The organism is Ichthyobacterium seriolicida, assembly GCF_002369955.1.
GTDB classification, from domain to species: Bacteria; Bacteroidota; Bacteroidia; order Flavobacteriales; family Ichthyobacteriaceae; genus Ichthyobacterium; species Ichthyobacterium seriolicida.
On record NZ_AP014564.1, the window covers coordinates 133,828 to 149,965 of the forward strand.

General features: G+C 34.8%; 7 protein-coding genes. 4 read left to right on the forward strand and 3 right to left on the reverse strand.

Annotated features, from left to right (window positions below; genetic code table 11):
* Positions 1-100: 100 nt before the first annotated feature.
* The 4 genes from JBKA6_RS00525 to JBKA6_RS00540 all read left to right on the forward strand — a co-directional run bounded on the left by JBKA6_RS00525 (position 101) and on the right by JBKA6_RS00540 (position 10,493).
* Positions 101-2,992, forward strand: coding sequence for a DUF5018 domain-containing protein (locus JBKA6_RS00525; RefSeq protein ID WP_096684719.1), 2,892 nt, complete (start codon positions 101-103; stop codon positions 2,990-2,992).
* Positions 2,993-3,211: 219 nt separating this feature from the next.
* Positions 3,212-6,154 (forward strand): DUF5018 domain-containing protein, encoded by a 2,943-nt coding sequence (locus JBKA6_RS00530; protein ID WP_096684721.1) that lies wholly within the window; start codon positions 3,212-3,214, stop codon positions 6,152-6,154.
* Between the two features lie 231 nt (positions 6,155-6,385).
* Entirely contained in the window at positions 6,386-9,304 is a 2,919-nt protein-coding gene (locus JBKA6_RS00535) for a DUF5018 domain-containing protein (RefSeq protein ID WP_096684722.1), read from the forward strand.
* Between the two features lie 121 nt (positions 9,305-9,425).
* Positions 9,426-10,493 (forward strand): ThiF family adenylyltransferase, encoded by a 1,068-nt coding sequence (locus JBKA6_RS00540; protein ID WP_096684724.1) that lies wholly within the window; start codon positions 9,426-9,428, stop codon positions 10,491-10,493.
* A gap of 31 nt (positions 10,494-10,524) precedes the next feature.
* Here the strand turns inward: JBKA6_RS00540 and trxB are convergent, their stop codons facing one another.
* The 3 genes from trxB to rpoC are packed head-to-tail and all read right to left on the reverse strand — an operon-like array spanning position 10,525 to position 16,115.
* Positions 10,525-11,460 (reverse strand): thioredoxin-disulfide reductase, encoded by a 936-nt coding sequence (trxB, locus tag JBKA6_RS00545; protein WP_394340180.1) that lies wholly within the window; start codon positions 11,458-11,460, stop codon positions 10,525-10,527.
* 24 nt (positions 11,461-11,484) lie between these two features.
* A complete protein-coding gene (locus JBKA6_RS00550; RefSeq protein WP_096684728.1) occupies positions 11,485-11,823 on the reverse strand; it encodes a DUF3467 domain-containing protein in 339 nt (112 codons plus the stop codon).
* A gap of 20 nt (positions 11,824-11,843) precedes the next feature.
* Positions 11,844-16,115 carry a DNA-directed RNA polymerase subunit beta' gene (gene rpoC / locus JBKA6_RS00555; protein ID WP_394340185.1) on the reverse strand — a complete coding sequence of 1,424 codons (4,272 nt, stop codon included), beginning with the start codon at positions 16,113-16,115 and terminating at the stop codon, positions 11,844-11,846.
* Between the last annotated feature and the right edge of the window lie 23 nt (positions 16,116-16,138).

The window sequence follows — 16,138 nt, forward strand, 5'->3', positions numbered from 1 at the left end:
TCAATTCTTTAACTTTGGGCTAAGAATTAGAATGAAGTTTGTAACTGATACTTTGATATTCAAAGCGATTGATAGATTATATTAATTTAAAAAAAAAAACATGAAGACATTTTCTCTTGCAAAGAGCGTTATTTTCTCTTTTGTATTGTTATCTGTATTCATTTTTTCCTGTGAGAAAAAGAACATTTACAATAACGATTTTGGTGTAGGTATAGAGTCATTTTCTCTATTTGATTCTGAAAATAATGAAAAAAAAATAGGCTCTGATATAACATGTGAGATAGATACTGCTCAGTATACTATATCACTAACAGTTCCTAATACGGCTATTTTAGAAGGATTAAAATTTAATATAAAGCTCTCAGATAAATTTAGCATATCACCTGCTAGCGGCGATCCAGTTGATTTGGAACTTGTAGAACCTTCTGAGCAGTCTACTGAAACACCTTCTCCTAAACGTTATAAAAAAGTATTTACGTTGACTTCTCCTGACAATACTACTCAAGACTACACTGTTTATATGACTAGAGAATCGACACCTGTTTTATCAAGTTTTTTAATAAATGCTGATAAAGGGAAAGGCATTAAAGCTGAGGTTGCTGCTGTTATAACTGATGACACTGAAACTGCTACAGGTAGGATTTTATTGAAGATTCCTTATAATGAGAGTATTGATCTTACTGGTCTAAGTTTTACTGCTACCATTCCAGATAATCACACTTTAGATCCAGCTGCTGGCACAATATCTGAAGATATTAATGGCAAAGAATTCACTTTGAAAACTGCTTTAGGTTCTCAAAGAATTTACACTGTTACCGCAGTTAAAGGGCCTTATATTAGTGATTTTAAATTTGAAAGTAATCCTACTGGGGGAACTACTAATACGGGTATAAGTACTGAAGGTGTAACGGGGAATATAGATCACATTGCTGGCACTATATCTGTAACAGTTCCTAATGGCGTCACTTTATCTAGTTTAACTCCTACAATTACAGTTGGAGATAACACTAAAGCTGAGTTTACTCCTTCTGCTCAGACAAATTTTTCTCAATCTGCTACTACTCCTATTGAGTATACAGTAACGTCTTCTAATCCTTCAGCGACTGATTTTACTAAGATATATACAGTTACAGTAACTCAAAACGCTGAACCCCAGATAGAGACATTTAAGTTTACGACTGCTTCTAACAATAATAAAAATCTTGGAAATGATATATCAGGAACTATCGATCATAATTCTGGAACTATAACTGTTAAAGTTCCTCATAATGCAAGTTTAGATGTGTTAACTCCAACCATTACACCTGCTTCTACTTTGGCTAATACTCAAGTATATAGTGGAGATACTGGACAAGGCGCTATTGCTGCTACTAGTTTTGAAGATTCTCATACAACTCCTGTAAAATATAGTGCAGTGGGTCCTGCTGGAGGAAGAAAGGTATATTCTGTAAAAGTTTATAAGGAGCCTAGGATAAAGGCATTTAGCTTTACTAAAGCTCAAAATACAGATAATAGTGGGTTTCCTGTTAGTCCAGCTGAATATAGCGGGAATATTACTCAGGGTGATTTTTCAGCAAACGGAACTATAACCATCACAGTTGCTAATACTGTTGATGTGGCGTCCTTAACTCCTACTATTACTGGCAGTAATCTTGGTTCTACATCTACTCCTACTGCTTTGAATTTTACTACTAGTGACACTTCTCCTTATTCTGCAACTATTACAGTTCAGAATGAATATTTGGATTCATTTCAAAAACAGTATACTGTAAATCTAACTAAAGAAGCAGCGCCGCAATTGACAGAGTTCAAAATAACAGCTAATACTGGTAAAGGTATAGCAGAAAATTCTGTAACTACTACATTTGAGCATCCTGCTAGTGATAGTGATGGAAAGGGTGGAAAGATAAAATTGAAGTTTGAGCATAAAGTTCAAAGCCATAATGGAGATATTGATTTAACAGGATTAGCTTTTACTAGCGTTCCTGGTGATGGACATGCTTTAGCTCCTAGTACTCCTTTAGGAGCTTCAGAAAGTATTCATGAAAAAGAATTTACTCTAACAACTGCTTTAGGTTCTACCTCAAAGTACACTGTAACAGCAGTTAAAGGGCCATTTATTAAGTCGTTTAAGTTTGCCGCTGTTAGCGGGAGCGTTAATACGGGTATAAGCAATGCTGTGAGTGGAAATATTAACCATGAAACTGGAGCCATAACTATAACAGTTCCTGCTACGGTAGCAAGGGAATCAAGTGAAAATAAAATAACTCTAACTCCTACAATTGAGTTAGGAGGAGATAATCCTACTATTGTTTCTCCTAATACTAATACTTCTACACAGTTTACTAGTGGCACCCCAGTTAATTGTACAGTAACAGCTAATGGAATGACAAAAACTTATACAGTTACTGTAACTAGAGAAAAATCAACTATAGCTCAGATTACATCATTTACAATTGATTCTGCTACTGGTAATATTACACACCCTAGCGCTACTGATACCAGTAGCAAAGGCAGAATAGTTGTACCTGTGACCAGCCCTCCAGCAAGTTCAACTCCTACTATAACACAATCAGATTATGCTAGTATAGCTCCAAGTGGAGCTCAAACTTTTGATTCATATGAAAATCCTGTTACATATACTGTAACAGCTGAAGATAACTCTTCAAAGACTTATGAAGTTTATATATATGATTCTACTAAGAAACTAACTGATAGTGATATAACTGTTGATGCTCCTGCTGGAAGCAGTGTAACTTCTGTTGATGAGTCTACTAGGGTTATAACCATTACTGTACCTTCTAGTACTACCAATTTAGATAATTTAACACTTACTTTGACTTGCAGTGGCACCACTCCTAGCTATACTCTAACAGCAGATTCTACTGGCACTCAAAATTTCTCTAATGAGAAAGAAATAAAGTATACTCTTAAAGATAGTAGTAGTAATGTAAAGGGTCATTATTGGGTTAAGGTGGTTAAATCAAGCTAAATTAATTTAAAACAACACATATTCAACTCTAAGAAGCTGTCTCAAAACCGATGCAGCTTTTTTTGTTTATATAAAAAAACGCTATTCAAATAATTACTACTATCTTAGCTGAGATGATCGGTTCTCTGTCTTTTGGGATAGAGATTAGGATAAATATTATGGCTAATCCTTTTAATCCTATCGGATTTATAGGATTATTGTTCTTTAATTATTAAAATTATGTTTAAGAAAAATTATTTTGTAAAGAGTATTATTTTCTCTTTTGTGTTTTTATCGATAATTATTTTCTCCTGTGAGAAAAATAAGGTTTACCAAGATGATTTAGGTGTATGTATAGAATCTTTCTCCTTGCTGGATTCTGAAAATAAAGAAAAAAAATTAGGTTCCGATATAAACTGTGAAATAGATGCTGAAAATTATACTATATCCTTAACAGTTCCTAATTCAGCTGAATTAACTGGATTAAAGTTTAATATAACTCCATGTGAAGGGACTACCATATCCCCTACTAGTGGTGAAGAAGTTGATTTTGAAGTTGTAGAAGAATCGACTGAGGAAGAAACTACTACTAAGGAGGCTTCTGAAAAAGCTCCTAAAAAGCCTTCTACTCAACGTTATAAAAAGGTCTTTACTGTAACAAAAGATGGTAAGGATCAAGATTACATTGTATACATAACTAAAGAAGATGCTCCAAAATTGACTGAGTTTAAAATATCAGCTGATGAAAATAAAGGCATTAAAGATGAAGTAACTGCTAAATTAACTCATGAGGAAGGTTCTGATACTGGCAAAATCTTATTAAAGATTCCTTACAAAGGAGCTATTACTTTAACAGGATTAACATCTGCTATCAATGTTCCTGAAGGGTGCTCTATAGATCCAGTTGCTGGTACAATAGCTGAAGATATTACTACAAAACAATTTACTCTGATAAAAACTGACACAGGTTCTAAAAGAGTTTACACTGTGGAGGTAGTTAAAGGGCCTTATATTAGTGCCTTTAAATTTAAACCTAATCCTGCTGGAGGAACTGCTAATACAGGTATAACTAAGGAAGTAGAAGCTACGATTAATAACGAAGAAAACACCATAAAACTAATTGTTCCTAGTGGTGTCACTTTATCTAGTTTAATTCCTACAATTACAGTGGGAGAGAACACTAAAGCTGATTTTACTCCTTCTGCTCAGACAGATTTCAGTTCTAATGTTCAGTATACTGTAACATCTAATGATACTTCAGCTACAGATTTTACTAAAGTATATACAGTTTCTGTAACTCAGAATGCTGAAGAAGATAATATGAATATATGCATAGAATCATTAATAAAATCATTTTCCTTATTAGATTCTGAAAATAAGGGAAAAAATTTAGGTTCTGATATAAACAGTGAGATAGATGTTGAGAATTATACTATATCATTAACAGTTCCTAGTTCGGCTGAACTAACGGAATTAAAGTTTAATATAACCCTATGTGAGGGGACTACCATATCCCCTGCTAGTGGTGAAAAAACTGATTTTGAACCTATCGTTGAAGAATCTACTAAGGAAGAAACTGCTTCTGAGCCTTATTATCAACAACGTTACAAAAAGGTGTTTACTGTAACAAAGGATGATAAGTCTCAAGAATATCCTGTTTATATAACTAAAGAGCTATCTAATGAATGCGCTATTAGTTCATTTAAATTTATTAATGAAAAAAATAATGGTAAGAGCCTTGTAAAAGACATAACGGGAACTATAATAGAGTTAGAAAATGGAGAAGCTACTATATCATTAATTGTTCCAAACATTGTTGATTTAACAGATCTTAAGCCTACTATAGAGGTACGTTCTGGAGCTACAGTTAGTCCAGGAGATGAAAAAGCTAATACTTTTACATCTGGCTCAGAAGTAGAGTATACTGTAACAGCTCAAGATGGCACAACAAAAACTTATAAAGTAACTGTAACTAAAGAATTAGCGCCAAAATTGACAAGCTTTAAAATAAACGCTAATTCTAGTAAAGGTATTCAAAATGAGGTAAATGCTGAATTAACTCATGATGGTGCCGATAACGTCGCTACTGGAACAATAAAATTAAAATTCCCTAGAGACACTGCTACTGAAATTAACCTAGATGGATTAAGTTATACTAGCGCTCCTATCGATGGGCATACTTTAACTCCTGGTACTCCAGTAACTGGAAGCATTGATGGGAAAACATTTACTCTAACAACTTCCTTAGGTTCTACAAGAACTTATACTGTACAAGCAGTTAAAGGGCCTTTTATTAGGTCTTTTAAATTTGAAGATTCTAAAAATAGCGGGAAAGGTATAGGTTCTAGTAGCCCTATAACAGGTGCAATTGATCACGAAAATAATACCATAAAAGTAACGCTTCCTGCTACAGTTAAGAAGGATTCGGAAGGGGCTGAGAATAAAATAACTCTAACTCCTACAATTGAGTTAGGAGGAGATAATCCTACTATTGTTTCTCCTAATACTAATACTTCTACACAGTTTACTAGTGGCACCCCAGTTAATTGTACAGTAACAGGTAAAGATGGAATGGAAAAAACGTATCAAGTTACTGTAACTAGAACACCTTCAACTGAAGCTATGATTAAATCATTTGCAATAGAATCAGGACAAGGTCTTATTTCGGAGACTGACACTGATGATAAAGGAAGAATAATTGTGCCTGTGACCGATCTTCCAATAACTTCAACAAATTATACTGTAAAAACATTATATTATGCTACTATAACTTCTCCAACTGGAGCTCAAACTTTTACTTCGTATGATGAGTCAAAAGAATATACTGTAACATCTGAGGATAATAGTAGAACAAAGAGTTATAACGTTTATATATATGATTCTACTAAGGTTATAGTTGCTGATAGTTTGAAAATAACAGATGGAACTAATGATATTAGTGGAGCTTCTGCATCTATTGATGCAACTACCAGAGTTATAACTGTTACTGTGCCTGAGAATACTGATCTTAGTAGTTTAACGCTTACTTTGACTGATACTACATCTTCTAATCTTAGCATAGAACCTACTGGTGGCGCTCAAGATTTTTCTGCAGGAAAAGAAGTAAAGTATACTATTAAGGAGAATAATGTTGTAAAGGGTCATTATTGGGTTAAGGTAACGGTTGAAGGTTCAGCTGGTTAATAAATAAATTCCAATTATACTTATTCAACTCTAAACAGGCAGTCAGTTTTACGGCTGTCTGTTTTTGTTTATATAAAAAAAACGGGGATTAAATAATTACTACTATCTTAGCTGGTATATTAAATTCTCTGTTCTTTGGGGTAGAGATTAGGATAAGTCTTATGGCTAATACTTTGAATGCTGTGGCATTTAAAGGATTGTAGTTTTTTTACCAGTTATATTATTAAAATTATGTTTAAGAAAAATTATTTTGTAAAGAGTATTATTTTCTCTTTCGTGTTGTTATCGATAATTTTTTTCTCTTGTGATAAAAAGAAAATTATAGAAGATAATATGAATATATGCATAGAATCATTTTCCTTATTGGATTCTGAAAATGAGGGAAAAAATTTAGGTTCTGATATAAACTGTGATATAGATATTAACAATCATACTATATCATTAACAGTTCCTAGTTCGGCTGAACTAACTGGCTTAAAGTTTAATATAACCTCATGTGAAGGGACTACCATATCCCCTGCTAGTGGTGAAGAAACTGATTTTGAACTTGTTGAAAACCCTTCTGAAGAGTCTACTGAGGAACCTTCTGAGCAGTCTACTGAAACACCTTCTCCTAAACGTTATAAAAAAGTATTTACGTTGACTTCTCCTGACAATACTACTCAAGACTACACTGTTTATATGACTAGAGAATCGACACCTGTTTTATCAAGTTTTTTAATAAATGCTGATAAAGGGAAAGGCATTAAAGCTGAGGTTGCTGCTGTTATAACTGATGACACTGAAACTGCTACAGGTAGGATTTTATTGAAGATTCCTTATAATGAGAGTATTGATCTTACTGGTCTAAGTTTTACTGCTACCATTCCAGATAATCACACTTTAGATCCAGCTGCTGGCACAATATCTGAAGATATTAATGGCAAAGAATTCACTTTGAAAACTGCTTTAGGTTCTCAAAGAGTTTATACTGTTGAAGTAGTTAAAGGGCCTTATATTGAATCATTTAAGTTTGCTGCTGCTGAGTCTGGCGGGAGTTCTACTAATACGGGTATAACTGGTGAAGGTGTAACAGGGATAATCGATCACATTGCTGGCACTATATCTGTAACAGTTCCTAATGGTGTTACTTTATCTAATTTAACTCCTACAATCGAAGTGGGAGAGAATACTAAACCTGATTTTACTCCTTCTGCTCAGACAGATTTTTCTCAATCTACTGCTACTCCTGTTAAATATACTGTAACATCGTCTAATTCTTCAGCTACAGATTTTACTAAAGTATATACAGTTTCTGTAACTCAAAATACTGAACCTCAGATAGGAAGTTTTACATTTACTCAAAGCGGTAATAGTGGTAAAAATATTGTAAATGATATATCAGGTGATGTTAAAGATGATGGAACTATAATTGTTAAAGTTCCTCATGATGCTACTTTAACTGAGTTAGTACCAACTGTTACAGCTAGCACCGCTCCTTCTGGAACTCAAATATACAAGGGAGAATCTGGAACTACTTCTTATACTGAAGCTACTGATTTCAGCTCTTCTCATACAACTGCTGTAAAATATAGTGCAGTAGGTCCTGCTGGAGGAAGAAAAGTGTATTCTGTAAAAGTTTATAAAGAGCCAAGAATAACTGAATTTAAGTTTACTAAAACTCAAAATGCAGGTAATAGTGGGTTTCCTACTAGTCCAACTGAATATAGCGCTTCACCTATTAATCACGGTAATTTTTTAGGATCTGGAACTATAGCAATTAGAGTAGCTAATACGGTTGATATAACAAATTTAAAAGCTTCTATTACTGGGGATAATATTGCTGCAGATTATGTTACTCCTACTGCTTTGGATTTTAGTAGTAATAATACTCAAACTGTTAACGTTCCAAATCAGTATTTGCCAGGATATACAAAAACATACACTGTAACTCTAACTAAAGAAGCGGCGCCAAAATTGACAGGGTTTACTATACAAGCTAATGAAACAAATGGCATTGCAGGTGAGGTAATTGCTGAATTTACGCATCCTAGCGGCACTAGTAATACTGGAACAATAAAATTAAAGTTTGATCATAAAGTTACTAGCCGTAGCACTGATATTGATTTAACAAATTTAAATTATACGAGTGAGCCTACTCAAGGCTATACTTTAACTCCTGCTTCGGGGACATCTGGAGATATTAATGGCAAACAATTTACTCTAATAAAAACCGATACTGGCTCTAAAAGTATTTATACTGTACAAGCCGTTAAAGGGCCATTTATTAAGTCATTTAAGTTTGGAAAAGACACTAGTGGCAATAATGGTAAAAATCTAGGTGATACCGATGTAACTGGGGCAATTGATCATGCTAATAGTACCATAACAGTAACGCTTCCTGCTACGGTTAAGAAGGATTCGGAAGGGACTGAGAATAAAATAATTCTAACTCCTACAATTGAGTTGGGAGGAGATGGCTCTCCTACTGTTAATCCTGCTAAGGATAACCCTCAGCAGTTTACTAGCGGCACCGCTGTTGATTATACAGTAACAGCTAATGGAATGACAAAAACTTATGCAGTTACAGTAACTAGGACAAAATCAAATCTAGCTCAAATTACATCTTTTGCAATTAATTCTGATCAAGGTGATATTACAGAGACAGTTACTGGCAGTACTGATGATAAAGGCAGAATAGTTGTACCTGTGACCAGCCCTCCAGCAAGTTCAACTCCTACTATAAAACAATCAGATTATGCTACTATAACTTCTCCAAGTGGAGAACAAACTTTTTCTTATGAAAATCCAGTTACATATACAGTAAGAGCTGAAAATGGCTCTACATCAAAAAAATATGATGTCTTTATACATGATTCTACTAAGGTTGTGACTGCAGGAAATATAACTGTTACTTCTCCTTCTACTGGAGCTAATGTAACTTCTGTTGATGAGACTACTAGGGTTATAACCATTACCGTGTCTTCTGGCACTACAGGTTTAGATACTTTAACACTTACCTTTAATATTACTTCTCCTTCTAGTCTTACTTTAACAGCAGATCCTACTGGCGCTAAAGATTTTTCTAATGGAGCAGAAGTAAAGTATACTCTTAAGGAGAATACTGATATAAAGGGTCATTATTGGGTTAAGGTGGTTAAATCAAACTAATTTAAAACCACACTCATTCATTCAACTCTAAACAGGCAGCCGTGTAAAGGACTGTCTGTTTTTGTTTTTATAGTTTTTCATTTTATTATTTGTGAATATTTAAGATAATTTTGTCCGTGCTATGTCGAGATACGATAGACATATTTCCTTGAGAGATGTAGGTCATAAAGGCCAACAAAAACTGTTTAAGGCTAAGGTCTTGATAGTTGGAGCTGGAGGCCTGGGTTGTCCTATTTTACAATATTTAGCAGCAGCAGGAGTAGGAAAAATAGGTATTATAGATCACGATCGTGTAGAAGAGTCTAATCTACAAAGGCAGGTCCTGTTTGGAACAGACGACATAGGTAAATATAAATCTCATATAGCCCAAAAAAAGCTCTACAATCTAAACCCTACTATCTCCATACAGTCTTATGCGGATCGACTAACTAGAAAAAATATATCTCATATTATTGAAGGCTATGATATAATAGCTGATGGAACAGATAATTTTTCTACTAAATATTTACTAAATGACGCTTGTGTAGCCTTGGATAAAACATTAGTATATGCTTCTGTAAATGAGTTTTCAGGGCAGGTATCTGTATTTAATTATAAAGGAGGCCCAAACTACAGAAGCTTATTTGCGCATCCTCCTCAAGCTTTTATTCCTTCTTGTTCAGAGAGTGGCGTATTGGGAGTGCTCCCAGGGATAATAGGAAGTATTCAAGCTAATGAAATATTAAAGATAATTTTAAAGATAGGTGTCCCTCTTTCAGGTAAATTATTGACATTCAATTCCTTAAATAACGATATTTCCATTTTTGATATTTGTAAAACTAATATAGATGAGGATGTAAAAACATCATCAAATAATTATTTTAAAGGCGAAAATTATGACCTTTTAAATTGTGATATTCACAGTTTATCATCTCTTGAAATATCTCTCGAATTAGCAAAAAAGAATCCTAATACATTATTTATAGACATTAGAAATCTCGATGAATTGCCCAGAATAAAAAAAATACAAGTAGTTGAAAAAAATATCGAATCTATTTTGGATGAGATAAATGAAATAGACGATCAAAGGAGTCTAGTTTTAATTTGTCAATTAGGACAAAGAAGTTTAAAAGCAGTAAACATTTTGAGGGAAAGAGGATTTAAAAACTGTTATAGTCTACAAGGAGGAGTTCTCAATAATGAGGTATGACACTATCGCTTAAAGTTGTCTCAAACCAAAATTAATTGCTATTCTGTATGTATCTCTCTGCATCCAAAGCAGCCATACAACCAGTAGCAGCAGCAGTAACCGCTTGACGATAATGTTTATCTTGAACATCACCAGCAGCAAACACTCCAGGTAAATTGGTCTTTGTAGAATCAGGCTTTGTTATGATATAACCCATCTCATCCATATCTAACTTCCCTCTAAATATATCCGTATTAGGCTTATGACCTATAGCTACAAATAATCCACTTATACTCAGCTCTCTTATATCACCTGTGTTACTATTTATAATGCTGACACCTGTGACTTCACTATCCCCTAAAACCTCCTGCACCTGAGTATTAAACAATACCTCTATATTCTCTTTATCTAGAACCCTATTTTGCATTGCCTTAGAAGCACGCATCTCAGTTCCTCTAACTAACAAAGTTACTTTAGAACATATATTCGATAGATACGAAGCCTCCTCAGCAGCAGTATCCCCTCCCCCAACAACAGCGACACTCTGACCACGATAGAAAAAACCATCACATATAGCACAAGCTGAAACTCCATATCCTTTCAGTCTAGTTTCAGAAGGTATGCCAAGGGATTTAGCCGTAGCACCAGTTGATATAATAACTGTCTTAGCACTGAGCTCTGTTCCATCTTCAATGACAACTTTATGTAAACCTCCCTCTTCTAGCGATGGAATTATATCTACTACATTTTTAAATCTAAAAACAGTGCCAAATCTACCAGCTTGATTTTTTAGATCTTCCATCATATCCCTACCTTTAACCCCATCTGGATAACCAGGAAAATTATCCACATCTGTAGTGTTAATTAGTTGCCCTCCGACTTCTAATCCAGTATACATTACCGGTTTCAAATCCGCCCTAGATGCATATATAGCAGCCGTATAACCAGCTGGACCAGAACCTATTATCAAACACTTGACAACTTCCATAATAGTGATTATTCAATAAAATAACTAAGCTTCTCCTGTAGATCCAAAAGTTATAGGCATATTGCCCTGTAATACCTCCTCCTCTACTTTTATCTCACCAAATTGAGACTCGTACTTACTTAGATTTTTATCTAAAGCCATAGATAGCCTCTTGATATTATGAGGTGTCAAAATAACCCTAGACTTGACTTTCGCCTTAGGCATAGCTGGCATTATATTTATGAAGTCTATAATAAACTCCGTGGCAGAATGATTTATAATAGCTAGATTTGAATAGGTCCCCTCAGATACTGACTCATCTAACTCTATTTCTATATCTAAATGATTCTCCTTGTTATTTGCTTTATTATCAATATTGCTCATATAACATGTTTTTTTAATTTTTACTCTACCTTAAGCTCCTCTACTAATTCACTTTCTATATTCTCTTGTGTTTTATCAATATCAAAAATACCAGTACCAGCAGGTATCTTATGTCCCACTATTACATTTTCCTTTAATCCCTCTAGATAATCTGATTTACCATTGACAGCAGCCTCATTTAATACCTTAGTAGTCTCTTGGAAAGAAGCAGCAGATATAAAAGATTTAGTCTGTAGAGAAGCCCTAGTAATCCCCTGTAACACTGGAGTTGCCACAGCTGGTATCACATCCCTAGACATCATAGCTTTTTTATCACTTCTCTTTAACTTAGAATTCTCATCGTTAAACTCTCTATTTGTAACTATCTGTCCATTAGAAAACTTCTCACTGTCTCCAGAATCTTCTATTATCTTCTTGTTGAGTACAGAGTCGTTTTCTTTATGGAAATCTCGTTTATGTACTACTGCCCCCTCTAAAAACTTAGTGTCTCCAGAATCTACGATCTGAACCTTAGTCATCATCTGGCGAACTATAACCTCAAAGTGCTTATCGTTTATCTTTACCCCCTGCAACCTATACACATCTTGTACCTCATTGACCAAATATTCTTGTACAGCAGTAGGTCCCTTTATATTTAAAATGTCTTGAGGAGTAATAACTCCATCAGAAAGGGCTAATCCTGCCTTTACATAATCATTCTCTTGAACTAATATTTGATTAGACATCTTAACCAAATACTTTTTGATCTCACCTTGTTTGGACTCTACTATAATCTCTCTGTTACCTCTTTTTATCTTTCCAAAAGAAACTACACCATTTATCTCTGAAACAACAGCTGGATTAGAAGATTTTCTAGCCTCAAATAACTCTGTCACCCTAGGTAGACCCCCTGTTATATCCCCCGCCTTAGCATATTTTCTAGGAATCTTAACCAAGACTTTTCCAATTTTCACCTCCTCCTCATCCTCTACCATAAGATACGCTCCCACAGGTAAATTATAAGACTTTACAACATTTCCATCTCGATCTAATACAGATAACATAGATATAATTTTCTTATTTCTAGAATCTGTAATAACCTTTTCTTTAAACCTGGTCTGTTCATCTACGACTACCTGATAGGTAACTCCTTGAATTATATTTTCATACTTTATGGTTCCTTCTATCTCAGATATGATAACTCCATTATATGGATCCCAAGAACAAATAACATCTCCTCTTTTCACCTTATCTCCATCTTTGACAAAAATGGTGGAAGAGTATGGAATATTATTTACCGAAAGGATATTTTTATTTTCAGAATTTAGAATTTTAGCTTCAGATGAACGAGAAACTACTACTGAAACATCTTTACCTTCATCATCCCTCTTGTATATAACTCTTATATCTTCTAATTTGATCTCACCGTCAAACTTAGCTATCAAACTAGATCCCTCTGATATATTTCCTGCAGTACCACCCACATGGAAAGTACGTAAGGTAAGCTGTGTACCTGGTTCTCCAATAGATTGGGCAGCTATAACACCAACAGCCTCACCCTTTTGAACTATTCTATTATTAGATAGATTTCTTCCGTAACACTTCACACATACACCTCTCTCAGATTCACAAGTAAGAACAGACCTAACTTCCACAGATGTTACAGATGATTTTTCTATAAGAGCTGCTTCTCTCTCTGTTATCTCATCATTCATAGCTACCAACAACTCATTACTAACAGGATCATATACATCGTGAAGAGAAATTCTACCTATAATTCTTTCATACAAAGTCTCTATAACTTCTTCATTTTTCTTCAATGCAGATACCTCTATTCCTACTAGAGTATTACAATCTTCTTCTCTAATTATCACATCTTGTGCTACATCGACCAAACGACGAGTCAGATACCCTGCATCTGCAGTCTTTAATGCAGTATCGGCAAGACCTTTACGAGCTCCATGAGTTGATATAAAGTACTCTAATATGGATAATCCCTCCTTGAAGTTAGCTATAATAGGATTTTCTATAATCTCTCCCTCTGAAGAGCCAGATTTTTGAGGCTTAGCCATCAAACCACGCATACCACTCAACTGACGAATCTGTTCTTTAGATCCCCTCGCACCAGAATCTAACATCATGTAAACAGAATTAAAACCTTGATTGTCTTCTTTCAAACGTTTCATAGCTAATTCTGTAAGTGTAGCATTAGTATCCGTCCACACGTCAATTACCTGATTATACCTCTCATTGTTAGTTATAAGCCCCATGTTATAATTACCAGTGATGACATTTATACTATCATTGGCTTTAGATACCATATCTGTTTTCTCTTCAGGCACAATGATATCTCCTATACTAAAAGATAAGCCTCCCTTGAAAGCGTTCTCATAACCAAGAGTTTTAATATCATCTAAGAAATTAGCAGTAGTAGGAACATCGGTTTTTTCCAATACACTAGAGATAACATCTCTCAAAGTCTTTTTTGTCAAAACCTTATCTATGTATCCAACCCCTTTGGGAACAACCTGATTGAATATAACCCTACCTACGGTAGTGTTTATTATCTCACTTACACCCTGCTCATTGACCATTCTAATTCTTATAGAGGCATGGAGTTCTACCTTTCGCTCATTATAAGCTATCATGAGTTCCTCTGGAGAGTAAAATACTAATCCCTCTCCCTTTACCTTATAATCATCAGTGGAGACTCTCATTTTAGTCATATAGTAAAGCCCTAATACCATATCTTGAGAAGGAACAGTTATAGGCGCTCCATTGGCTGGGTTTAATATATTGTTAGAAGCCAACATCAATAACATAGCCTCTAATATAGCTTCTGGCCCCAAAGGTAAATGCACAGCCATTAAGTCCCCATCAAAATCGGCGTTGAAAGCAGTACACACCAAAGGGTGTAACTGAATAGCTCTACCCTCTATCAACTTAGGCTGAAAAGCCTGAATCCCCAATCTGTGAAGAGTAGGAGCTCGGTTTAACAACACGGGATGACCCTTTATTACATTTTCTAATATATCCCAAACTACAGGATCTTTTTTATCTATTATCTTTTTTGCTGATTTTACCGTCTTTACTATGTTCCTGTCTATAAGTCTCTTTATAATGAATGGCTTGTATAATTCTGCCACCATATCTTTAGGTAAACCACACTCATGCATTTTCAGTTCAGGCCCGACTACAATTACAGAACGAGCTGAATAATCCACCCTCTTACCCAACAAATTCTGACGGAAACGCCCCTGCTTACCTTTTAAAGAATCAGATAAAGACTTCAAAGGCCTATTGACCTCTGTGTTTACAGAAGAGGATTTTCTAGTATTGTCTAAGAGAGAATCCACCGATTCCTGTAGCATACGTTTTTCATTCCTCAAAATGACCTCAGGAGCCTTTATATCTAGCAATCGCTTTAAACGGTTATTTCTAATTATAACCCTACGATACAAATCATTTAAATCTGAAGTGGCAAATCTACCTCCATCAAGAGGCATTAAAGGCCTTAAATCTGGTGGAGTTACAGGTAATATATTTAGAATCATCCACTCTGGCTTATTCTCTACCCTACTCCTAGCATCTCTAAAAGATTCAACCACCTGAAGCCTCTTTAAAGCATCCTGCTTTCTCTGCTTAGAGGTTTCATTATTGGCTTTATCCCTCAACTCATAACTCAACTTGTCTAAATCTGTAGATTCTAATATGTCATAAAGACATTCTGCCCCCATCTTAGCTATGAACTTATTTGGATCAGTATTCTCTAAATACTGATTATCTACCGGTAATTTATCAACTATATCTAAATACTCTTCCTCAGTTAATAAGTCCATCTTATTCAGAGGCTCTCCTTTAGAATTCAATACACCAGCAGGCTGGATTACTACGTATTTTTCATAGTAAATTATAGAATCCAAAATCTTTGAAGAAATACCCAATAAATAACCTATCTTATTTGGCAATGATCTGAAATACCAAATATGAACCACTGGAACTGCCAGAGTTATATGCCCCGTTCTATCTCTCCTAACCTTCTTTTCTATTACTTCTACACCACATCTATCACAGATTATACCTTTGTATCTTATACGCTTGTACTTCCCACAAGAACACTCGTAGTCTCTAACAGGACCAAATATTCTCTCACAAAACAAACCATCTCTCTCAGGCTTATGTGTTCGATAATTTATAGTCTCTGGCTTTAGAACTTCACCGTATGAAGAACTTAAAATAGACTCTGGAGACGCTAGGCTTATAGTAATCTTATCGAAATCGCTATTCACGCTATCATTAGTTACCCTCATAATTTATATAGTAGTGTAGTAGTTTA

Excerpts from the sequence above, each read along its gene's own strand:
- JBKA6_RS00525 (WP_096684719.1), top strand. The coding sequence starts at position 101 with ATGAAGACATTTTCTCTTGCAAAGAGCGTTATTTTCTCTTTTGTATTG.
- JBKA6_RS00535 (WP_096684722.1), top strand. The coding sequence starts at position 6,386 with ATGTTTAAGAAAAATTATTTTGTAAAGAGTATTATTTTCTCTTTCGTG.
- JBKA6_RS00550 (WP_096684728.1), bottom strand. The coding sequence starts at position 11,823 with ATGAGCAATATTGATAATAAAGCAAATAACAAGGAGAATCATTTAGAT.
- trxB (WP_394340180.1), bottom strand. The coding sequence starts at position 11,460 with ATGGAAGTTGTCAAGTGTTTGATAATAGGTTCTGGTCCAGCTGGTTAT.
- JBKA6_RS00530 (WP_096684721.1), top strand. The coding sequence starts at position 3,212 with ATGTTTAAGAAAAATTATTTTGTAAAGAGTATTATTTTCTCTTTTGTG.
- JBKA6_RS00540 (WP_096684724.1), top strand. The coding sequence starts at position 9,426 with ATGTCGAGATACGATAGACATATTTCCTTGAGAGATGTAGGTCATAAA.